Below are 21,322 nucleotides of genomic sequence, written 5' to 3' on the forward strand. Positions count from 1 at the left end.
TTCATTCTCAGAGAGAAAAGAGGTGGACCGATGAGCGAAGAGTAATGACCACTGACGGGTTGCGAATACGGGCAGGTATAGACTGGAATTCGGGCAACTGGCGGCACCTTTTTTGCTGTGCATCGATCGCCGGTGTGGAAAACGTCATGTGTTCTATTGCTGTTGCTCCGGGGCGATTGTGGTTGGTTTTGGTGAGAAGAGAGGAAGATTGTAGGAAGTGAAGTTTTTTTCCATTCGATTTCACTCTTGTAACCAGAGGTGGTATACTCTGCTCCAGAAGGGGAGTGCCCGATTATCATGTCACAAGGATGAGGAATCCTTAAGTGGGCAAAGCCGCGCTTGCGACCACGATCAACAGCATGCCTGCAATATCCTGAAAAAAGGTAGAGTACGCATTACCGCTGATCGCACTCTGTCCCAAATACAAAGAGAGCAAAGGGACTGCAATCATTTTTTGAAGAAAGTACAGCCTGTGAAAGGGACAAAATGAAGGAATCCGAACTAATTCGTTTACAGGTGCGGCGAACAGTCACCCTGCTGAAGAGCACCATTGCCAGGTATTACGATACCCTTTATGAACTGCGGCGATTGACGCTGATCCTTTTTGACACTCACCAAGGGAATGAGCTGCAAGTGGAAAAGTGGCTTGCCCGGGAAGGGTTCGACGTTGATGCAGATGGTTTTTTTCTTGCTCTGCCACTGCTTGAGCAGTTTCGGGCGGGTAAAGCCCCTGCAGATGCAATCAGTCATTCCTGGAATCCTGGGCTGCGGCACCACCCGGATGCCCGGTCAAGGATGTACAGCCTGCGGACCATTGGACCCTACCTGCAAGAGATCCATAGTCGTTTGTCTGGTATAGCCTGGATTTATTATCAGGATGTGAGCAATACATCTTTTCAGTTCCCCTACATAGATCAAGTCGAGGCTATTACCCCGGATTTTGAATGGTCTGGTTATCACACCTTTGTTTCTGTCAAACCCTCAGTCAATCCTGAGCGGGCAATTCGCTGGACCCCTCCGACTATTGATTATGCCGGGGAAGGACTGATCCTTTCAGCCTCTATCCCGGTATATCACCAGGAGCGTTTTGTGGGGGTCTGGAGCATCGATATTCCAGTGCGAAACCTGTACCAGGATGTGCTCAACGAGGCCTGTATCGCAGACCAGATCAATTTCCTGCTGAACTACCAGGGAGATATCATTGCCCATCCGGATATTCCCCTGAAAATAGATAAGGAAAAAGGCAGCTTCCTGCAGGAAAAGGTAAGTACTCTTGGTGGCGATTTTCATCGTATTGTGCCCCAATCACTTGTCGAGCAACAGGAGGGAGAGCTCCTTCTTCGGGGGGAGCGCAACCAGGAACTCTTTGTTTATTATGGCGTCGTTCCTGAGATAAACTGGATATTTTTGGTTTCCGTACCGGTTTCCTGCATGCTCGATGCAGCCAACAGGAGGATGCGAGCCGCTTTCGAGAAAATAAAGCAGGGTGATTTGGACTATCGACTCCAGGAACAGGATGCCAGCGGCCAGCACGAGCTGCTGATCGAGGGCTATAATGAGATGGTGGAAGCCCTGCGGAGACAGCGAGCGGTTCGCCTGCAGGCGGAGCAGGCCGAGAGGGAGAGTGCGGAAAAGTACCGACTGCTGGTAAATAATGCCAATGACGCCGTTTTTATTGTTCAGGGGAATTCCATTGCCTTTGCCAACCCCAGCTTTGTAGAGATGACCGGCTACACGGACCAGGAGCTGCCAGTCATAGACTTTTTTGACATCCTTCCGGCAGCCCATAAGAATGCTGTGATTGATTACCATGCAGCCATTCTCAGTGGGGACGATACGGAGTTGACACATACCTATAGCCTCTTCAATACGAACAAACAGAAGATTTGGGTCCAGGTCAACAGCGCCTTGATATCCTGGGAAGGTCGTCCCGGAATTCTAAATGTCGCCCGTGATATTACCGAGCAGAAGATGCTGCAGAGCCAACTGAATCATGCCCAGAAGATGGAGGCAATCGGTACGCTTGCCGGTGGTATTGCTCATGATTTCAATAATATCCTCTCCGCTATATTCGGCTATACCGAACTTGCCCGGTTGGACCTGCAGGAAGGAAGCGAACCGTATAAGTACCTGCAGCAGGTGCTGCAGGCCAGTCACCGGGCCAAAGATCTCATCGTTCAGATACTTTCCTTCAGCAGACAGCAGGAGGAAGAACTTGAACCCATACAAATCAGTCCGATTATCAAAGAGAGTATCAAGCTCTTAAGGGCGTCGTTTCCCGCCACCATTGAAATTAGGGAGCAGATTATTGCTGATCAGGCGATAATTTTTGCTGATGCGACAAAAATCCAACAGGTGTTTATGAATCTCTCCACCAATGCCTATCATGCCATGCGAGACAGGGGGGGGATTCTTGAGATCGCGCTTGATATCGTTGACATGCAGGATGAACCTATGGTTGCCCGTCTTGATCGTAACCAGGGGAAACATGTCAGGCTCCGTGTGCGCGATACCGGGTGCGGCATGGATAAGAAAACGTTGAAGCGGATTTTCGAACCATATTATACCTCCAAGAAAAAGGGTGAGGGCACAGGGCTGGGACTTGCGCTCGTTCATGGTATTGTTAAAGGATTTGAAGGTGTTATAACAGTTGACAGTGAAGTGGGGCAGGGCACAGAGTTTACTATTTACCTGCCGCAGACCACGGTTGAGGAGGATCAGGCAGCTCTCCTGAGCGAAGCGCTGCTGCAGACCGGTAATGAGCATATTCTGGTGGTCGACGATGAACATGCCATAGTGGATATCAGCAAGCGGATGCTGGAGACGTTGGGCTACACGGTGACAACCAGAACGAGCAGTGTCGAGTCCCTCGAATTGTTCCGCTCTCAGCCCGATCGTTTCGATCTGGTAGTGACCGATATGACCATGCCCAACCTGACCGGTTTGGAACTGGGCCAGCAGATACAGGGGATTCGTCCCGGATTGCCCATTGTTCTCTGTACCGGGTTTAGTGAACAGATCACCAGTGGTCGGGCCAAGCGGTCAGGCATCCTTTCCATTGTCATGAAACCGCTGGTACGGCAGGAACTTTCCCAGGCCGTCAGGCAGGCATTGGATCTGTCCGCGGGATCGAAGGAGCAATAGGACCCATATGGCAGTTTCCATTACTGAAGTCATCACCAAGGCCGAACAGAGGGAGCTATACAGGTTTCGGTATGGCATTTATGGCGAAGAACTGGGGAAGCAGCTTCCAGGCATGGATCATCGGCAAAAGCTGTACACCGACGGCCTTGACCGCAGTGCCTGTATTGTGGTTGCCCGGGATGATGCTACCGGACAAATCGTCGGTACCGTTCGCACCAATTATGCAGACCAGACCAGCTTCCCGCAGCAGTTGAGCGATGTTCTTCGGTTTGAATCCCTCCTGCCCCTGTTTGGCAAAACTTCTGTGAGTTATACCAGCGCTCTCATGATCGATCCAGGGTATCGGGGGACAACCATTGCCTCGCTGCTTGCGCACTATTTGTATGAGCGGGGCACCAGGCTTGGCTATGTCCTGGATATCTGTTTGTCGGAGTTGTCACTGGTGCACCTCTATTATCAGCTGGGATACCGACCATATGCACCTGCTTGTCGGATACAGAACAAAGCAGGGCTTCGTCTGCCGCTCCTTCTTGTTTCCCATGACCACGCCTATCTTGAACGGGTGCGGAGTCCATTTCGTCGTTTCTGCCAGGTGGACGGGGAAGGTGGTGGAGCTACTGCGGCGTTGATGCAGCAGCACTTTCCCGATTGGGAGGAACCTGCTGTTACTCCGTTGCAGAAGAAGGCCCTGTGGGCTGGGATAGCCCATAGATTGAGCGCCCTGCCATCGTCCAATTTTTTTCACGGTTTTTCCGAGGAGGAAATGCAGCGCCTCATGCAGTACATGCGTCGCTACCCGAATATCCGTATCCAGCGTGGAGAGCGGCTGTTCACCATGGGAGAAAAGGAGCGCAGCATGGGACTCGTTCTCTCAGGGCAATTGGGAATTACTTTTGATGAGGGCGAAGTCCCTCATTTCGTAGGTATACTGGAAGCAGGAGCCCTTTGCGGAGAGGTAGAGGCCCTCGTTGGCGGTGTCCGCTCAGCGGCCCTGGTAGCCCTACAGGATTCCGAAGTATTGATTCTGCCGTATAACCTGTTTGAGGTCATGGATAGTCATGATGTTGTCTTTGCCGGCAGGTTACGCATGAATCTCAACCTGCTTTTGGTCTCGCGACTGCACATGCTACACCTGCAGTTTATGCAGACTTATCGTCGAGCTTCCCATCGACATTACCTCAAGGATACTGTCATGCCCAAACAAATATCCACCCATCAGCAGATACCTGATGATTCCTATGCCATTTCTACCCTTGACGATCCGGTAAGGGAATTGGAGCGCCTGCAGCGACAGGCCTGGATGGGCAGAGAGTTGGAACAGTATTGGCTCAAACGAATCGGCTGCACGGACAACTGCACCTTTCTTGACCTGGGATCTGGCCCCGGCCTGACCTCCATTATGCTGGCGCAGTTGTTTCCCTGTAGCCGATTCATCGGGGTGGAACCGGACAAGCTGCTACGGGACCGCGCAAGAGAGCATGCCAGGCACCATGGCGTTGCGGAAAGGTGCACTTTTGTTGAGGGACGGGGAGAGGATATCCCTCTGGAGGATGGTCAGGTTGATTACTGTACTGCCCGTTTTGTTTTTCAGCATCTGTCCAATCCCTCGGAAGTACTCAAGGAACTGCAGCGAGTAACCCGGCCGGGCGGTAAGGTGATCATCCTTGATGTGGATGATAAAGGGGTTATCGTACACCCCGAACCTGAAGGGTTCCATGATTTTCAACAACGGACAGCCTCGGCACAGGCGCAGCTGGGCGGTGACCGCCACATAGGAAGAAAACTCGGCGGTCTCCTGCTGGACGAGGGGTTCAGTGCGGTCAACACCGAAGTCGTACCGGTCACCTCCCGGGAAATTTCGCTGGATGCCCTGGTAGACGCGGCTTTCAGCTTTAAAGAACAGACTTTGAAACGGATGGGGGCGTGGAAAAAAGAAGATCAGGTGCTGATCGATGCACTGAGGGGCTTCTCCACCATCGCCGGAGCATGGATGTTTGTCCCGATCTTTCTCGCCCATGGTGAGAAAGCGGAGGTGGACAAGAGGGCCTGACCGATAGGGACTACGGCCGGAAAGGGAGGCCGGATCCTTGAGCGTTCAAGAAAGGTACAGGTCCCGGCAGCGAAGGTATTCACTCAACAGCTGAGAACCGACAAAGGTTGTGTGCAGAAATTGGGCAAAGAAATCTGGCCCCCATTCTCTGGCCCCATCCAGGCATAGTTGGAGATAGGCAGGATGGGGCAGGAGTTCAGAATTGCTTTTCTCGCTTTTCCCCTGGTAGATGAAAATGGTTGCACAGGAGATGGTGTTTTTTCCTTGGGTCCAATGCCTTACGCTTTCGCTGGCAACCATTACCCGTTCATAGCCCTGCTCGCGTTTGTCCAGGAGGTGGAGATGTTTGGAGGATATCCCCTGCAGTAGTATGCCGTTCATCGCATGATTACGAGCCGGCATCACCGACAATACCGCTCGCTCTCTACCGCTGGCTGACCGCCAGGAGGGTTCCTGGGAAAATTGACGTCTGTACCCATCTACCAGCACTGGGAGCATTGTACGGCCAGCAAGCTGCTGTGCCTTTGCTTCACGCCTGTTCATCAGACTGCCATAAACAAGTATTCCAACCATCGATCCGTCAAGTAAGTCGCATGCCCCGCTCCGGGAGGCAGAGGGAATAAAGAGACCGGAGCGGAGGAGGGACGGAATACCACCCCATACGTGCCTCGGGTTGTGCTCCTGGTGATGGAAAAGAGCCCGCTTGTGTTTGTATATCTTACTCGCCTGACTATATCTCCTCTCTACAGTATGACTGCAGTATGAAGAAGCAAGGGGGGGCTGTTTTTTCCCTTCTGCAGGTGGGAGATGACGGTTTGGGGAAGAGCGTGCCGTCCCCTGTCAGTGAGCGACCGGACGAAAGCCGGTTCCGGGCTGTTCACCACCCTGGTAAAGGGAGGCAGGCAGTGGGGTCAGCAAAGGCAAGGAGGCCTCCTGGCCTCAGACCAGGGAGGCAAAAGCAGAAGAGGTCAGCTCGGCAGGCCGATTATTATCCAGGAGCCTATCTATTCTTTTTATTTTACACATAAGAGAATTTTTGTCTCTTTTTTAGCTTTCAAGCAGAATATTTGTCTTGACAGTCAGGATCTGGCGGTTATTTTGTTGGGACGAGGAAAGGATAACAGCCATGAGTGACGGCTGATGGAAAACAAAGGAACCGGGGTGCACTCGATGATCGATGCAACTAGCCTGAAAATACTGCAGATACTCCAGGAGAAAGCGCGAATACCCAATGTTGAGGTAGCCCGACAGATGGAAATGGCGCCCTCTGCGGTACTGGAGCGTATCCGCAAGATGGAGCGGCAGGGGGTCATCGAAGGATATGAAGTACGGTTGAATCCGGAAATGTTCGATCGCCGTCAGGTCGCCTTTGTCCAGGTTCGGGTGGCAGCTGGTGCAGCTGATGCAGGGGAGGCCTTTGCAGCTGTTCCCGAGGTGCAGGAAGTGCATTATGTTGCCGGCGACGACAGCTACCTGCTGAAAATGCGGGTGGCTGATACCGAAGAACTGGGTACTGTCCTCAGATGTAGGATTGCCGCGGTCGAGGGGGTTGTCTCTACCCGGACGGCAACGGTACTGAAATCGTATAAGGAAACGGCCAAACTGCCGCTCTCCACAACCCTCCATTGCAAGGATTAAGCGTATGCCCCTTTCATCTGACTATAAAGCACGACTGTATCCTCACCTGCCGGCCATGGCAGACCATTTCGGCACTCCTTTTCATGTGTATGATGAACAGGGAATTCGAGAGACTGGTGCCCGGCTCAAGGATGCCTTTGCCGGTATTGATGAGTTTCGCGAATATTATGCGGTAAAGGCACTGCCCAACCCGGCGATCCTTCGAATTATGCAGGACATGGGCTTTGGCTTTGACTGCAGTTCCATCACCGAACTGCTTCTCAGTCGCCAACTCGGAGCTGTTGGCGATGATATCATGTTTACCTCCAATAATACCAGTGAGGAAGAGTTCAGGCTGGCTGCAGCCGATGGGGGATGTATTCTTAACCTGGATGATATCTCTCTGCTAGATAAGATCGAAGAAATGCCGGAGTTGATCTGTTTTCGTTATAATCCAGGTGCGCGCCGATCGGGTAACGAAATCATCGGTAACCCGGTGGAGGCCAAATACGGGGTGAGTCATGATCAAATCATCGATGCCTACCGGAAGGCTCGCGACCGGGGGGTAAAGCGGTTCGGCATTCATACCATGCTCGCTTCCAATGAACTGTACCATGGCTACATGGTTCAGACCGCCGAGATGCTGCTCGACCTGATCGGCGAATTATACGCCCAGCTTGGGATTACCTTTGAGTTTATCAATATCGGCGGCGGTATGGGTATACCTTATACTCCCGATGCAACCCCGCTGGACCTTGAAGCCATGGGGCAGGGGATAACCTCCCTGTTTCAACGGTTCAAGCAGGCCAACGGGTATGCACCGGCATTATTTATGGAAAGCGGACGGTTCATGACCGGTCCCCACGGTGCCCTGGTGGTTACCGCCATCAATCGCAAGGAAATCTATCGTACCTATATTGGGGTGGATGCCTGCATGACAGCCCTGATGCGGCCCGCCATGTATGGGGCCTATCACCATATCGAGGTACTGGGGAAAGGAGAGGAAACAGCCGGTGAAGTGGTTGATGTAGTGGGCTCCCTGTGTGAAAACAACGATAAGTTTGCCATTCAACGGGCACTGCCAAAAATCGATAATGGCGACATCCTCATCATCCATGATACCGGTGCCCATGGACATGCCATGGGCTTTAACTACAACGGCAAGCTTCGGCCCAAGGAAGTGCTCTTCACCGTTGATGGGACGGTGGAGCTGATTCGCAGGGAAGAAACCCCGGCCGATTATTTTGCGACCTTGAATTTCGAACCCGATTCCCTCATCATCGGCTAACCCGGGGCTTCGTGAATCTGTTGATCTTTACAGGCGGCGAGTTGGACGTTCGTCGCCTGGTCCTCACCGACCGCAGGGCAGCGCATCTGCGCAACGTACTCCGCGTGGAGCAGGGCGATCTGGTCCGGGTGGGCATGATAAACGGGCCGATCGGCCATGGGACGGTCGTTGATCTTACCCCGCGTGAAGTGGTGCTGGAAGTGAGCCTGGAAAACCCGCCAGTGTGCAGCCTGCATGTTGAGCTGATCCTGGCGCTGCCGAGACCGATCATGCTGCAACGTATTCTCAAGCAGGCAACCGTGCTTGGCGTGCGTCGGTTTTATCTGATCCGCTCGCGCCGAGTGGAAAAATCCTTTTTTCAGAGTCCGGTTCTGGCGCCGGATAAGATACATGAACTCCTCATCGAGGGAATGGAGCAGGGGATGGACACCTGGCTGCCTGAGGTCAGTATTCATCGGCAGTTCAAACCCTTTGCCCAGGATTTCCTGCCCACCCTGGAAGGTAGCGGTATTATTGCCCACCCACGGGTAGGTACACCGCTGGCGGCGTTGGATGTGCCGAAGCCCGATGGAAGAGTGCTTCTGGCCGTAGGACCGGAGGGCGGGTGGAACGATTTTGAATTGGATATGTTTGCCAGTGCAGGCTTCCAGGCCTTCACCATGGGGGAGCGCATCCTGCATGTGGATACGGCCACCGTGGCCTTGCTTGCTCAACTCCAGTTGCTCTATGACCTGAAAAAACGTTGACGCATCTTGCCGGTCAGCAGGGTGTACTCCGGTAGCCCGCTCAGCTGCAGGGCGAGTGCGTAGACGACGCCCCCGCAAAAGACCAGGGCAAAAACGCCTGCGGCCTGGAATAGAACCGGTCCGTGCAACCAGGCTTCCAGTTGCCGCTGCAGTGCCCACACCGCAGCTCCCATCACCAGAGTGGCACTCAGGATTTTAAATAGCCCTCTCCCCAGGTAGGCCAGGGGCAGCCCATCCAGCTTCCTTATCAGGATAATTCCCAGAAACAGAAAATTACAGCCAATGGCACAGGAGGTCGAGAGAGCGATGCCGCGGTGCTGCAGCACGTCTATGATCATGCTGATGATCACCAGGTTGGCAGCCACCCCGATAAAACTGCCAATGACCGGATAGCGGGTGGTGTTGATGGCATAGAAGACAGGAACCATGACCTTTATGGCGGAATAGGCAAAAAGGCCGACAGCATAGAATTGGAGGGCCTCAGCGGTCTTGAGCGTATCAAAGGCGGAAAAACTGCCGTGCTCGAAAATGAGACGGATAATAGGCTCAGCCAGGAGTATCAGTCCGGCTGTGGCCGGCAGGGTCAGGCTGAAGACCAGAACCAGCGAGGAGATAAATGACTGCTTGAGTGCCTTTAGGTTTTTTTCCGCCGCCAGCTTGGCCATCACCGGCATGGCTGCAATGGAAAGGGCAACACCGAATATACCGATGGGCAGTTGTACCAGTCGAAAGGCATAGTTGAGCCAGGAGACCGACCCCTCAGCGCAGCTGGCGGCAAAATTGGTGTTGATGAAGATATTAAGCTGGGTTGCGGAAAGCCCGATGGTTGCCGGCAGCATCAGGAGCAGTATCCGGCGCAGACCCGGTTCGCGCAGGTTGAGGCGGGGGGTGAACCTGAAGCCTGCCCGCAGCAGGGAGGGTAGTTGAATGGAGAGCTGCATGGCCCCGCCGATAAGGGTTCCCCATGCCATTCCGGCAATGGCTGGGTGACCGTAATGGGGCAAGATAAAAGCCAGTGACACCCCGCCGACAATAGAGCCCAGGTTGAAAAAGCTGGAAGCCATTGCCGGAATAAAGAACCTGCCCTTGGTATTGAGCATGCCCATGACCACCGCTGCCAGGCTAACGAAAAGCAGAAAGGGAAACATGATCCTGGTCAGCTTGGCGGTAAGCAAGGTCTTTCCTTCAACCAGGGCAAAGTCAGGAGCGAGCAGGTGAACGATGAAGTCGGCGTAGTAAATCCCTACCAGGGATAATAGGCTCAGCAGGATGGCAAAGAAGATCAGCACAGAGGAGGCGAGTTCCCATGTGGCCTTGGCTCCCTTGTTGGTATCGTAATCGGAAAAAACGGTAACAAAAGCGGCGGAAAGTGCCCCCTCGCCAAACAGGTCTCTGAGCAGGTTGGGGATGCGAAAGGCGACCACAAAGGCATCGTAGGCATACCCGGCGCCGAAAAGGCCGGCAAAGAGCTGCTCGCGGACAAGTCCCAGAACCCGGCTGCACATTACAGCCACGCTCACAGCGCCAGCAGAGCGGGCAATTTTCCCCGTAGAACAACTGGGTTGGTCGGTTTTTTCAGTGGTCATGCATCACGTGGTGGTAAGGAGGTTATCGCTTGACTTTGCCAGTATAATCTGAATATATAAGAAACTGTTTTTTCAGGAGTAGATGGTTACCATTCCTGCCTGGAAAGAGAAAGTATTTTCCCGAAAACCGGATGGAAAGGTAATCTCCTTACAATTCAATCATGCACCCGTTTCACCGGAGGTATCCATGCAAGACGTTCAACACATAAGGAACACTGTTATTCTCGGACATGGCAACAGCGGTAAATCAACACTCGCTGAAGCGTTATTGTTTACTGCGGGCTCGGTGAAGCGGTTGGGTAAGGTGGATGATGGAACAGCCTCCATGGATTTTGAGCCGGAAGAGGTGAAGCGGCAGATTTCCATGAGTACGGCCTTCAACCATGTACCATGGCAGAAAAACGAGATATTCCTTGCTGATACCCCTGGAGACGATAACTTTGTCAATGAAAGTCGATTTGCCGCCCACGTAGCGGATAGCGCGGTGCTCACCGTTGGCGCGGTACTTTCCGTTCGTCCGCAGACAGAACGGTTTGTCGACATGGTGCAGGAGAATAATCTGCCCTGCCTCATCTGCGTGACGAAAATGGATCGCGAACGCGCAAATTTCTCTAAAACCGTGGATGACATCCGCGAAGCGTTTAAGCTCAATCCGGTGGTCCTCTACCTGCCCATTGGAGCAGAGGAGGATTTTAAGGGCGTTGTCGATATCGTTGCCAATAAGGCTTTGATATTCGATGATAAAGGCGGCGCCAAGGCCGAGGATGTGCCGGCAGAGATGCAGGACGAGGTGGCCGAACTGCGGGAAAACCTCCAGGAGTACGTAGCGGAAACCGACGACGACCTGCTGGAGCTCTTTCTCGAAGAGGGAGAGCTGCCCGATGATAAACTCAAGGAAGGGCTTGCCCAGGCGGTACGGAAAGCAGAAGTTGCCCCGGTCTGTGCGTGTGCATCCCTGGCCAACAAAGGTTCCAGCGTTATCCTCGACGCCATTGTCAATCTGTTGCCCTCGCCGGATCAGCGTCCGGCTGTGGAAGGCATTGATCCGGCCAGTGAGGAAGTGGTGGAGCGATCGGCAACCGTTGACGCCCCGTTTTCCGCCCTGGTGTTTAAGACCATGGCCGATCCGTTTGCCGGTCGATTGACTATTTTCCGGGTTTATTCCGGAAAGCTGGCAGGCGACAGCTTTTATAATACCAATAAAGAAACCTCCGAACGATTCGGTCAGCTGTATGTGATGGAAGGTAAGGAACAAAAGCCGGTAGATTTTGCCGTGCCCGGTATGGTTGTCGCGGTGGCCAAGCTCAAAGAAACCGCCACCGGCGATACCCTTTGCGCTGAATCGGATAAAATTCTGTTTGAAAGCGTAGAACCATTGCCCACGGTCATCTCTTACGCGGTCAGTGCCAAGAAGGGGGACGAGGAAAAACTGTTCGCCTCCATCACCAAGCTGCTCGATGAGGACCTGACCCTGAAGCTGACCAGAGAGCAGCAGACCAAAGAAGTGCTTATCTCGGGCGTTGGTCAGTCCCACCTGGAGATGGTCGGTGAGAAGCTCAAACGGAAGTTCGGTGTGGAGATGGAGCTGCGTCCGCCCAAGGTGCCGTATCGGGAAACCATCAAGGGCAGTACAACTGTCCAGGGCAAACACAAGAAACAATCCGGTGGTCGTGGGCAGTTCGGCGACTGTACGGTAGAGCTGTCGCCCCTTGCCCGAGGTGAGCAGTTTGAATTTGTTGATTCCATCGTCGGTGGGGTTATTCCCCAGCAGTACCGTCCGGCAGTGGAAAAAGGTATCCTGGAGGCCATGGAAAAGGGTGTTATTGCCGGGTACCCGTTTGTCGATTTAAAAGTCAATCTTATTGACGGTTCCTTTCATGCTGTAGACTCCTCGGAAATGGCCTTTAAAATTGCCGGGTCACTGGCATTTAAAAAAGGCGTGCTCGATGCGCAGCCGGTTCTGCTTGAGCCGATTATGGAAATGGAAGTAAAGGTGGGTAAGGATTTTGTCGGTGATGTAATGGGTGACCTGAACAGTCGCCGAGGCAAAGTACTAGGGATGGATTCCACTGATAAATATGAAATTGTCAATGCCCATGTACCCCAGGCAGAGATACTCCTTTATGCCCTGGATTTGACCTCCATGACCGGGGGACAGGGAACTTTTACCGTTAAATTCTCCCATTACGAAGAGGTGCCGGCAAGCATTGCGGAAAAAGTCATTGAAGCCCACAAGCAAAGTGAAGAGTAAGTCGTGATCAGCAATTCCCCAGCCGAGACCTACACCTGCGGCATCCTCACCCTCAGCGATAAAGGCTCTCGGGGGGAGCGTATTGATACCAGCGGTGAACTGTTGAAAGAGATGCTTGGTACGGCCGGTTTCGTGATCAAAGCCTATCAAATCCTGCCGGATCAGCAGTCGCTGATCGAACAGACCCTGGTCGACTGGGCAGACAACCTGGGGCTTGACCTGATCGTGACCACGGGCGGTACTGGGGTGTCGCCTTCGGATCAGACCCCGGAGGCGACCCGTACTATCCTGGACAGGGAGGTGCCCGGTATCAGCGAGGCCATGCGTGCGGCGAGTCTGGAGAAGACAATTCAGGGGATCTGGTCGCGGGGCATTGCCGGTATACGAAAGCACTCCCTGATCATTAACCTGCCCGGCAGTAGAAAAGCTGCCGGCGAAAACCTGGAGGCCGTACTTCCGGCCTTGGCTCACGGTATATACAAACTCAAGGGCGGAACCGCCGACTGCGCACAGGCCTGACGATGCTGCCGGGTCTGGCCGGCAGGGGCGGTACGACCGACGCACGAAAAAAGGGTAGAGTGAACAATCACTCTACCCTTTTTTTAGGCACTGTGCTTGATGCGTCCGGGGGGGGGCATGCTGTTTAAGGCTCAATAAAAACCTGTTTTCCCTTGCCGTTTCCAGCGGCAACCACTGAGCCGATCAGGTAGGGCTTTTCCCCCAGTGCCTGGAACTGGTGGAGGATATCTTCAACCTTATCAGCAGCGACTATGGCCAGCATGCCAATGCCCATGTTGAAGGTTCGATACATTTCGTCGATGTGGATATTACCTTTTTCCTGAAGATAATCGAAAATCGGAAGTACCGGCCAGGTGCCGGTCTGTATATGGGCGTCGCAGCCGGCAGGCAGTATACGCGGAATATTGTCGATAAAACCGCCGCCGGTGTTGTGCACCAGGCCGTTGATAGGGTAGCGCCGCAACAGTGTTGTAATGCTGTCCACATAGATGCGGGTGGGGCGAAGCAACTCCTCCCCAAGCGTGCAACCCAGTTCCTCGATGGTGTCTGCCACGTCCAGGCCCAGCTCTTCAAACATGATTTTGCGCACCAGGGAATACCCGTTGGAGTGGAGCCCTGAAGAGGCGAGACCTATAATCTGATCGCCTACCCGAACATCGCTGCCGTCGATGATATTGTTTCGGTCGCCAATACCCACCACAAAGCCTGCCAGATCGTAATCACCGGGCTGATACAGGCCGGGCATTTCCGCTGTCTCGCCGCCGATAAGAGAGCAGTTGGCAATCTTACAGCCAGCAGCAATCCCTTTGACAACTTCGGTGGCTACCTCCATGTCCAGTTTGCTGACCGAGAAGTAATCAAGAAAAAAAAGCGGCTTGGCGCCACTCACCACCACGTCATTGACACACATGGCCACCAGGTCGATGCCAATGGTATCATGCTTGTTGCATAACTTGGCGATATTCAGCTTGGTGCCCACACCATCGGTGGAGGCAATAAGCACCGGATCCTTGTAGTCTTCATTGCCAATGGCAAACAGCCCGGAAAATCCACCGATATCACTCAATACGCCGCGGCGGTGCGTATCCTTGACAATGTCTTTGATGGTGGAAACAAAACGATTGCCTTTGTCAATATCTACACCGGCTTCGGCATATTTCGAGGTTGGTTCTGTCATAGGTTTTTTGTGGGGGCAGCCTCCCTGCCTGGATAAAGGTAGGGAATGGTTGAGTAATAGTGGTGTATGCCTATTAAGGGTAAGTATAAAGAATACTTTTTTTTACTGAGTATTGTCAATATGTTTGTGGGGATTGCAACCCCTGTTTCTTTCTGGTAAGGAAATGGGATGGAATTGCTGATAACACTGATAGGTCTGGTTTGTGTTTTGGAAGGATTGCCTTATGTGGTCGCACCGGAAGGGATGAAGCGCTGGCTGGCGCAGTTGCTGGAAATGGAACCCGCCCAATTGCGAAAAATGGGCATCATAGCCATGGCTGTGGGTTTTTTTCTTTGCTTTCTCGGGCAACGAAGCGGCTTGTTTTCCTGAACGGAGCGCCAAGGTAGAGTAAATTACCACGCAGTATCCATGAGGAATGGTTGTCCCTCCTTTTATCGATTGACTTTTCTCCCCATCGTTCTGTAAGCTATATAGTTTTGCCACGATTGTCTGGAGGTGGAGAGCAACCTCCGGCAGTCAGCGCGAGGCATGGCCTGTTCAACCGGCGCTGTGTCCTTCAACTGCTCTTTTTTTCGCCAAAAAACGTTTTGGTCCGGACAGAGAGGACCATGAAACGATCTCCTTCAGGTTCATGAGGTAGGTATGATAGGAAAAACCCCGAAAAGGGAAATGGTCGGACTTGAGGGGAAAGTACTCCGCGATACCCTGCGGCGCCTGCATCGTCGGGCAGCAAAAGAAAATATTCGTAAGCTTATCCTCAAAACACATCCGGCCGATCTGGCCTGGGTTTTTCGATCCCTGAATTTTACCGAACAAAAATATATCTTCGAAATCCTGGCCCAGACCGATCAGGTAGCTCTCTTTCTCAGTGAGCTGGACGATCAGATCATGCTCGACCTGGTCGAAGGGCTGTCTCCCCGGTTTATGGCCAATGTGGTCACTGACATGGCATCAGATGATGCGGCTGATCTGCTCGAAGCGCTTCCCAACGAAGTGGCGGTGGAGATCCGAACCCACATGGAGGTCAAGGACCGGGACGAAGTCGAAGAGCTGCTCAAGTATGACCCTGACTCCGCCGGCGGTATAATGTCGCCCGATTTCATGTACCTGGATCAGGAGCTGACTGTTGAGGAGGCCATTGCCAAGGTACAGCGGCGGAGCGAAGAGAAGGAGATGGTCTTCTATCTCTACATCACCCATGGCGACGGTCAGCTTGCCGGGGTCCTCTCCCTGCGTGAGCTCATTCTCCATCCCATGCATCGGAAACTGAAAAATATCATGAACACCAACGTGATTACAGTGACCACCGATACGGATCAGGAGGAGGTGGCCCACATCGTTTCCCAGTACAACATGTTGGCGGTACCAGTGGTGGATGCAGCCTTTACCATGGTGGGGATCGTTACCGTGGATGATGTGATCGACGTTTTGCGTGAAGAGGCCAATGAGGATTTCATGCAGATGGCCGGGGCTGGACGCGACCAGGAGATCCTGCTCAAACCGCTTCACCAGAAGATTTTTATCCGCGCCCCCTGGCTGCTTGCCTCCTGGTTGGGTGGTGTCGGGGCCATGTATATTATCACCTCGTTTGAAGACGCACTGGCCAAGGTCCTCGCCTTGGCGGCATTTATTCCTATCATCGCCGGCATGGGTGGCAACATTGCCACCCAGTCAAGCACGATTATCGTCCGGGGGCTGGCTACTGGCCGGGCCAGTATGCAGCAGTTTTTTCAGATTGTCCTCAAAGAGTCCCTGGTCGGTATTGTGTTGGGGATTATTTTCGGCCTGCTCTTGGGGGTGATTGCCTTTTTCAGCTATGCCGACCCAATGGAGCTGGGACTGGTTGTCGGATTTTCCGTTTTTGCGGTGATGGCGATGTCCGCCATGGTCGGCGCCCTGGTCCCGCTGGTGCTGAAGCGGCTCAATATCGATGCAGCCGTTGCCACCGGCCCGTTTATCACCACGGCCGTTGATGTACTGGGCATTGGTCTGTACTTCATGGTTGCCAAAATGTTACTCAATCTATAGCCCATGAAACAATCATCTTTTTTTGGGGGCCCAGGCAGCACAAGGGGATTGTGGATACTGATTATCGGCGCGATGGTAGTGTGGCTGATTTTTCAGACTATTCAGCCCACCCTGCACGATCCGACAGCGGTACCGCGTACCATTGCTGCCCGAGGGGACCTGGCCGCTGATGAGCAAAATACCATTGATATTTTCCGCAATGCCGCTCCTTCGGTGGTGTACATCACCAGTATTGCCGTGCGCAGGAATCTTTTCAGCCTCAACGTCTACGAGATGCCCCAGGGGACAGGCTCCGGTTTTGTATGGGACAAGCAAGGGCGGATCGTAACCAATTATCACGTGATTTCTGATGCCAGCAGGATCGAGGTGACTTTGGCCGATCACTCCTCCTGGAAGGCCGTGCTGGTTGGCGCCGCACCGGACAGGGATCTGGCGGTGCTGCAGATAACCGCGCCGGCGAATAAACTCAAGCCCCTGGCCATTGGCGACTCCTCTTCCCTGTTGGTGGGGCAGAAGGTCTTTGCCATCGGCAATCCGTTCGGTCTTGATCAAACCCTGACCACTGGAGTGGTCAGCGCTCTGGGCAGGGAGATCCAGGCCGTAACCGGAAGAACCATCCATGATGTCATCCAGACGGATGCCGCCATTAACCCAGGCAATTCTGGCGGACCACTGCTGGACAGTGCCGGCAGACTGATTGGGGTGAACACCGCCATTTTCAGCCCCTCGGGCGCCAGTTCAGGGATCGGTTTTGCGGTGCCCGTGGGTGAGGTGAACCGGGTCGTGCCCCAGGTTATCCGACACGGCAAGGTGATCAAACCCGGTCTCGGGATAGTGCTTGCCAACAGGCGCTTGACCGACGATCTCGGCCTCGATGGCGTATTGGTGTTGCGCGTTGCTCCAGGCTCCAATGCCGAAAAGGCCGGGCTGCAGGGAACGCAGCAGGTTCGCGGCGGGCTTATTCTGGGAGATGTGATCCAGGCTGTAAACGGCGAGCCTGTGAAGGACTATGATTCCCTTCGTGATGCCCTGGAGCGCTATGCTGTGGGTGAGGAGGTTGTGCTCAGACTGCTGCGTGATGAAGGCACCATTGAGGTCGCCGTGGTGCTGGAGGCAAGCAATTAATCACCAAGCCGCATGACGGGAGTTTCCGCCAAGGGAGGCCGGTGGTGCTAGGAAAGCAGGGAAGGCTTTTTCCTGCGTGCTTTGCGCGAAATTCGGCCCAGCAGCCAACCGGCGAGCAGAACTCCGGAACCGGCCATGAACCACTTGATTGATTCGTTTTTCTTTAATACGGTGTTGGCAACGTGGATATCGTTGTTTTCCCGTTTCAACCGTTCGATTTCCGCCCGGGCATTGATCAACGCCTCCTTGGTCTGGACGACATCTATGGTCTCACGCTCCAGGGTCTGATATTTATCCCTGATATCGGTCCGTTCGGCGATGCAGCTGCTCAGCTCCACGGCCGTCTGGCTCTGGGCCCCTGTCAGTTCGTCGAGTTGCCCCTGCAGGGTGGCAACCTCTGCGGCCAGTGTTTCTTTTTCTTCAGTCAGCTGTTCAACCTGCTGCGATAACGGAGGCGTGGGGCTGAGGTAGCGCTTCAGGATCCATCCCTGTTTACCATTACCGAGCTTGACCTCGGCCCAGCCGTTCTTCTCCCCGATGTATTGCACTGCTGTTCCATCCTTGACAATGGAAACGATTTTAAACTCGGTTCCCTGTCCCCGTCTGACCGGAATCTCAGAAGAGGGCTGAACATACATGGTGCTGGCCCGGGCTGTTGCTGCCAGGAGCAGCGACAGGCCAAGAGCGGCGTAGATGGAATGACGTCGGCTGGTGCCGGTTGGCGGTACGGGTACTGTGCTCATCTCTTCTGTTGTAGGGTTGACGCTGAGGGGGTGCTGGCGGAGAAAGGACGCCTGAGCATGGCGGATGCCGCCTGCTTGCACGTGAACGGCTCCATATGTACCACGCTTTGGATGGTGTCGCCACCCCGTATCCGCTTGTCGTCCGCCATTGCCGTTGGGCAGCTTCACTGGTCGCTCGGTGTCGTCGGCGGGTTGGCGGAGACGTTTTCCTCCACCGGTGCAGAGACTTTGGCAGATATTTTCTTTATCCTCAGCCGGGCAAATTCCCGCATGTTCTGGTTTTTGTCGGATTCGTCAACGATTTCCCTGCCCAGAATTTCCTCGATAATATCTTCCAGGCTGATGACGCCGGTCACGCTGCCATATTCATCCACCACGACTTTGAGGTGCTGATGGCTCTCAAAAAAGTCGATGAAGACCCTGTCCAGGGGGGCGGTTTCCGGGACAAAAAAGACCGGACGCATGATGTGCGAGAGCTGCAGGTCGTTCTGGTCGAGTGCGGCCGCCATAAGTACCTCCTGGCTGAGCACCAGGCCGACCACGTTATCCTGGTCGCCGTCATATACCGGTACCCGGCTGTGCATCTGCCACTTGTCCTCGTCTTTTGAAGCTTCATCAATGGTCAGTGACTTGTCCACGGAAAAGGTAACAGTCCTGGGGGTCATCACTTTGCGGACCGATTTTTTGCCCAACTGGAGGATGTTGCCGATAATGGTCTCCTGGTCGGCTTCTATCTCCCCTGATTTTCTACTCAGGCTGGCAATGGTCTTGAGCTCGTCAGCCGAGATCTGCTGCGAAACCGAACTGGCGGGGACCAACCGGGTGACCGCCTGGCAGAGCCAGATGATGGGGCGCAGCACGGCGATCATCACCTGCAGCGGCGCGACGATATACGGTGCCAGTTGCCGGGTGAACACCACGCCGACAGTCTTGGGCAGGATTTCAGAGAAGAGGAGAATAACCAGGGTAAAGATGACGGAAAACCAGATCAGCGAATGCTGGCCGAAAAGGGCCACTGCCGCCGCGCCGGCAACCGATGCGCCGATGGTGTTGGCAATGGTGTTGAGGGTGAGAATGGCGGTGATCGGTTTTTCGATATTTTCCTTCAACCGGTTCATCCCCTCTGCCTGACGCGGATGCTTGGCCGCCATGAGTTCGACGTGCGGTACGGAAAGAGAATAGAGCACTGCCTCAAAAACACTGCAGAGGGCCGAGATAACTACCGCACAGCAGACAGATACCAGAAAAATAGTCAGCAAATGAACGTCCTCCGAATCGTGGATTTTTTTGCTATCTTAGCGGAAAAGAACAGTTTTGCCAATTGAGCTTCAGCCAACTTTAGTGTAAGAATTGTTCAACTGACTTATTCTTGCAATTCCAGCTGCGGTGGCGGCTCCCTCTGGAGCATCAGAGGGGGGCGTTGCACCCGGTGCCGAAGCATCTATTCTGTGGCAGCAGCACCATCAACGGATATCCAACTCGAGGTGATAATGATCAAACTGACAAGCAAGTCCCCGGAAGAGTTCGCTGGCGATCTCCTCGTGTACCTTGTTGAAGAAGGGAATGAGCGCCTGCCGGGCGAAACCGATTCCCTGGTCAACAGGGTGCTGTATCGGATAAAGGAACAGGGGGACTTCAAGGCGGAAAAAGAGGAAGTGTTCCTTTTTTATTCCGGGCTGACCGGTGAGGAAAGCGAGCTTGCCACCACTCGGGTGCTCTATGTCGGGCTGGGTAAGCAGGATGACAGCGTCGGGGGGCGCCTGGAACAGCTTCGTGTAGCCGGAGGCGTCGTTGCCGCCCAGGGATGCAAAGCCAAGGCCAGCGAGGTATTGGTGGTACTGCCCAAGGAATTTGTTCTTTCGCCGACAGAGATTGCCGAGAGCGTTACCGAGGGGCTGTTGCTCGGCAACTACCAATTCAACCATTATAAAACTGATGAAAAGGCGCTTGAGAAGACCAAAGCGGTGAAAACCTTTTTCCTGCACCACGGCGGATTGTCGTCCACTGCCGTACGCCGGGGCATGAACAGAGGGAAGATTCTGGCCGATGCTGCCTGCTCGGCCCGGGATATGGCCAATCAGCCCGGCAATGGCTGGACGTCTGCCGATTTTGCCGACTATGCCAAGCGGGCGGCAAAGAAAAATAAGCTCAAGTGCCGGGTGCTGGAAAAGCCTGCGCTCAAGAAACTGGGAATGGGCGGTATACTCGGCGTGAATCAGGGATCGGCCGAGCCGCCCCGGCTGGTGGCGCTTGAATATCGGACCGACAGGAAAAACCCCACAGTAATGCTGGTCGGCAAGGGATTGACTTTTGATTCCGGAGGGATAAGCCTGAAACCCGCTGCCGGAATGGAGGACATGAAATACGACATGTGCGGTGGAGCGGCGGTGATCACCGCCATGAAGGCTATAGCCGAGGATGAGCCCGCAGGGGTAAACGTCATCGGCCTGATCCCGACCACCGACAATATGTCCGGCTCTGCAGCGCTCAAGCCGGGGGACATTATCACCCATTACGGCGGCAAGACATCGGAGATTATCAATACCGATGCAGAGGGGCGACTCATCCTGGCCGACGCGCTTGCCTATGGAATCGAGACCTATGCACCTGAGGCGGTCATTGATCTCGCCACCCTTACCGGTGCGGTGATCATCGGCCTCGGGCATCACCGTACCGGTCTGATTGCCAACAATGATGAGCTCGCCCAACGCCTGCTGGAAGCCGGCGAGCGTTCAGGCGAGCTGCTCTGGCGGCTGCCCATCGGTCCTGAATACCGAAAGCAGATTGATTCCCAGGTTGCAGACATCAAAAATACCGGTGGCAAGAGTGCCGGGACCATCACCGCGGCCTGCTACCTGCAGGAATTTGTCGGCGAGGTTCCCTGGGCCCATCTGGACATTGCCGGAACAGCCTGGAACTATACGGAAAAATCATACGTCCCCAAAGGGCCTTCCGGGATCTGCACACGGACCCTGGTCAACCTGCTGCGCCACTGGAAGCCCCTGGAGGAACCGGCCGATAAGGATTGACAGCGAACACCCCAAGCCG

Annotated in this window: 17 protein-coding genes; 11 read left to right on the forward strand and 6 right to left on the reverse strand. The window is 54.0% G+C overall.

The window, feature by feature from the left end:
- Positions 1-7: 7 nt before the first annotated feature.
- On the reverse strand, positions 8-148 hold the full coding sequence (locus tag ACZ52Z_RS00130) for a hypothetical protein (protein WP_464268742.1): 141 nt from the start codon (positions 146-148) through the stop codon (positions 8-10).
- A gap of 338 nt (positions 149-486) precedes the next feature.
- On the opposite strand from ACZ52Z_RS00130, the gene ACZ52Z_RS00135 reads away from it, so the two are divergent.
- Positions 487-3,144 (forward strand): ATP-binding protein, encoded by a 2,658-nt coding sequence (locus tag ACZ52Z_RS00135; RefSeq protein WP_464268743.1) that lies wholly within the window; start codon positions 487-489, stop codon positions 3,142-3,144.
- A 7-nt stretch (positions 3,145-3,151) separates the two neighbouring features.
- Positions 3,152-5,194: a GNAT family N-acetyltransferase gene (locus tag ACZ52Z_RS00140; protein WP_464268744.1), complete on the forward strand. Its 2,043-nt coding sequence runs from the start codon at positions 3,152-3,154 to the stop codon at positions 5,192-5,194.
- A gap of 45 nt (positions 5,195-5,239) precedes the next feature.
- Here ACZ52Z_RS00140 and ACZ52Z_RS00145 read toward each other — a convergent pair whose 3' ends face one another.
- The gene (locus ACZ52Z_RS00145) at positions 5,240-5,767 is read right to left on the reverse strand and encodes a gamma-glutamylcyclotransferase family protein (protein ID WP_464268745.1); all 528 of its coding nucleotides are present in this window, start codon (positions 5,765-5,767) and stop codon (positions 5,240-5,242) included.
- Positions 5,768-6,334: 567 nt separating this feature from the next.
- Here ACZ52Z_RS00145 and ACZ52Z_RS00150 point away from each other — a divergent pair.
- Genes ACZ52Z_RS00150 through ACZ52Z_RS00160 form a run of 3 tightly spaced genes read left to right on the forward strand, consistent with a single transcriptional unit; the run spans position 6,335 to position 8,845 of the window.
- On the forward strand, positions 6,335-6,832 hold the full coding sequence (locus tag ACZ52Z_RS00150; RefSeq protein WP_464268746.1) for an Lrp/AsnC family transcriptional regulator: 498 nt from the start codon (positions 6,335-6,337) through the stop codon (positions 6,830-6,832).
- A gap of 4 nt (positions 6,833-6,836) precedes the next feature.
- Complete coding sequence (locus ACZ52Z_RS00155) at positions 6,837-8,099, forward strand: diaminopimelate decarboxylase (protein ID WP_464268747.1); 1,263 nt, start codon at positions 6,837-6,839, stop codon at positions 8,097-8,099.
- A gap of 11 nt (positions 8,100-8,110) precedes the next feature.
- Complete coding sequence (locus ACZ52Z_RS00160) at positions 8,111-8,845, forward strand: 16S rRNA (uracil(1498)-N(3))-methyltransferase (RefSeq protein ID WP_464268748.1); 735 nt, start codon at positions 8,111-8,113, stop codon at positions 8,843-8,845.
- Here the strand turns inward: ACZ52Z_RS00160 and murJ are convergent.
- Entirely contained in the window at positions 8,824-10,431 is a 1,608-nt protein-coding gene (gene murJ / locus ACZ52Z_RS00165; RefSeq protein ID WP_464268749.1) for a murein biosynthesis integral membrane protein MurJ, read from the reverse strand. The two genes, ACZ52Z_RS00160 and murJ, sit on opposite strands and share 22 nt — an antisense overlap.
- Positions 10,432-10,618: 187 nt before the next feature.
- Between murJ and fusA the strand changes: the two genes are divergently transcribed.
- Entirely contained in the window at positions 10,619-12,682 is a 2,064-nt protein-coding gene (gene fusA, locus ACZ52Z_RS00170; protein ID WP_464268750.1) for an elongation factor G, read from the forward strand.
- A 3-nt stretch (positions 12,683-12,685) separates the two neighbouring features.
- Positions 12,686-13,201 (forward strand): MogA/MoaB family molybdenum cofactor biosynthesis protein, encoded by a 516-nt coding sequence (locus tag ACZ52Z_RS00175; protein WP_464268751.1) that lies wholly within the window; start codon positions 12,686-12,688, stop codon positions 13,199-13,201.
- Positions 13,202-13,325: 124 nt separating this feature from the next.
- Here the strand turns inward: ACZ52Z_RS00175 and purM are convergent, their stop codons facing one another.
- Positions 13,326-14,378, reverse strand: a complete 1,053-nt coding sequence (gene purM, locus ACZ52Z_RS00180) for a phosphoribosylformylglycinamidine cyclo-ligase (protein ID WP_464268752.1) — start codon at positions 14,376-14,378, stop codon at positions 13,326-13,328.
- Positions 14,379-14,546: 168 nt separating this feature from the next.
- On the opposite strand from purM, the gene ACZ52Z_RS00185 reads away from it, so the two are divergent.
- The 3 genes from ACZ52Z_RS00185 to ACZ52Z_RS00195 all read left to right on the forward strand — a co-directional run bounded on the left by ACZ52Z_RS00185 (position 14,547) and on the right by ACZ52Z_RS00195 (position 17,531).
- Complete coding sequence (locus ACZ52Z_RS00185; protein WP_464268753.1) at positions 14,547-14,747, forward strand: DUF2065 domain-containing protein; 201 nt, start codon at positions 14,547-14,549, stop codon at positions 14,745-14,747.
- 273 nt (positions 14,748-15,020) lie between these two features.
- Positions 15,021-16,406, forward strand: a complete 1,386-nt coding sequence (gene mgtE, locus ACZ52Z_RS00190) for a magnesium transporter (protein WP_464268754.1) — start codon at positions 15,021-15,023, stop codon at positions 16,404-16,406.
- Between the two features lie 72 nt (positions 16,407-16,478).
- On the forward strand, positions 16,479-17,531 hold the full coding sequence (locus ACZ52Z_RS00195; protein ID WP_464270732.1) for a S1C family serine protease: 1,053 nt from the start codon (positions 16,479-16,481) through the stop codon (positions 17,529-17,531).
- A 47-nt stretch (positions 17,532-17,578) separates the two neighbouring features.
- Here the strand turns inward: ACZ52Z_RS00195 and ACZ52Z_RS00200 are convergent, their stop codons facing one another.
- Positions 17,579-18,442: a TIGR04211 family SH3 domain-containing protein gene (locus ACZ52Z_RS00200; protein ID WP_464268755.1), complete on the reverse strand. Its 864-nt coding sequence runs from the start codon at positions 18,440-18,442 to the stop codon at positions 17,579-17,581.
- A complete protein-coding gene (locus tag ACZ52Z_RS00205; protein ID WP_464268756.1) occupies positions 18,439-19,533 on the reverse strand; it encodes a hemolysin family protein in 1,095 nt (364 codons plus the stop codon). Before ACZ52Z_RS00205 ends, ACZ52Z_RS00200 begins: the two co-directional genes overlap by 4 nt.
- A gap of 231 nt (positions 19,534-19,764) precedes the next feature.
- Here ACZ52Z_RS00205 and ACZ52Z_RS00210 point away from each other — a divergent pair, with 231 nt between their 5' ends.
- Complete coding sequence (locus tag ACZ52Z_RS00210; RefSeq protein ID WP_464268757.1) at positions 19,765-21,303, forward strand: leucyl aminopeptidase; 1,539 nt, start codon at positions 19,765-19,767, stop codon at positions 21,301-21,303.
- The last annotated feature ends 19 nt before the right edge of the window (positions 21,304-21,322 follow it).

It is taken from the genome of Desulfogranum aggregans (assembly GCF_055398265.1).

Bases quoted from the DNA above. Each gene is read 5' to 3' on its own strand.
- ACZ52Z_RS00130 (WP_464268742.1), bottom strand. From the start codon at position 148: ATGACGTTTTCCACACCGGCGATCGATGCACAGCAAAAAAGGTGCCGC.
- ACZ52Z_RS00135 (WP_464268743.1), top strand. From the start codon at position 487: ATGAAGGAATCCGAACTAATTCGTTTACAGGTGCGGCGAACAGTCACC.
- ACZ52Z_RS00140 (WP_464268744.1), top strand. From the start codon at position 3,152: ATGGCAGTTTCCATTACTGAAGTCATCACCAAGGCCGAACAGAGGGAG.
- ACZ52Z_RS00145 (WP_464268745.1), bottom strand. From the start codon at position 5,767: ATGGTTGGAATACTTGTTTATGGCAGTCTGATGAACAGGCGTGAAGCA.
- ACZ52Z_RS00150 (WP_464268746.1), top strand. From the start codon at position 6,335: ATGGAAAACAAAGGAACCGGGGTGCACTCGATGATCGATGCAACTAGC.
- ACZ52Z_RS00155 (WP_464268747.1), top strand. From the start codon at position 6,837: ATGCCCCTTTCATCTGACTATAAAGCACGACTGTATCCTCACCTGCCG.
- murJ (WP_464268749.1), bottom strand. From the start codon at position 10,431: ATGACCACTGAAAAAACCGACCAACCCAGTTGTTCTACGGGGAAAATT.
- fusA (WP_464268750.1), top strand. From the start codon at position 10,619: ATGCAAGACGTTCAACACATAAGGAACACTGTTATTCTCGGACATGGC.
- purM (WP_464268752.1), bottom strand. From the start codon at position 14,378: ATGACAGAACCAACCTCGAAATATGCCGAAGCCGGTGTAGATATTGAC.
- ACZ52Z_RS00185 (WP_464268753.1), top strand. From the start codon at position 14,547: ATGGAATTGCTGATAACACTGATAGGTCTGGTTTGTGTTTTGGAAGGA.
- mgtE (WP_464268754.1), top strand. From the start codon at position 15,021: ATGATAGGAAAAACCCCGAAAAGGGAAATGGTCGGACTTGAGGGGAAA.
- ACZ52Z_RS00195 (WP_464270732.1), top strand. From the start codon at position 16,479: ATGGTAGTGTGGCTGATTTTTCAGACTATTCAGCCCACCCTGCACGAT.
- ACZ52Z_RS00210 (WP_464268757.1), top strand. From the start codon at position 19,765: ATGATCAAACTGACAAGCAAGTCCCCGGAAGAGTTCGCTGGCGATCTC.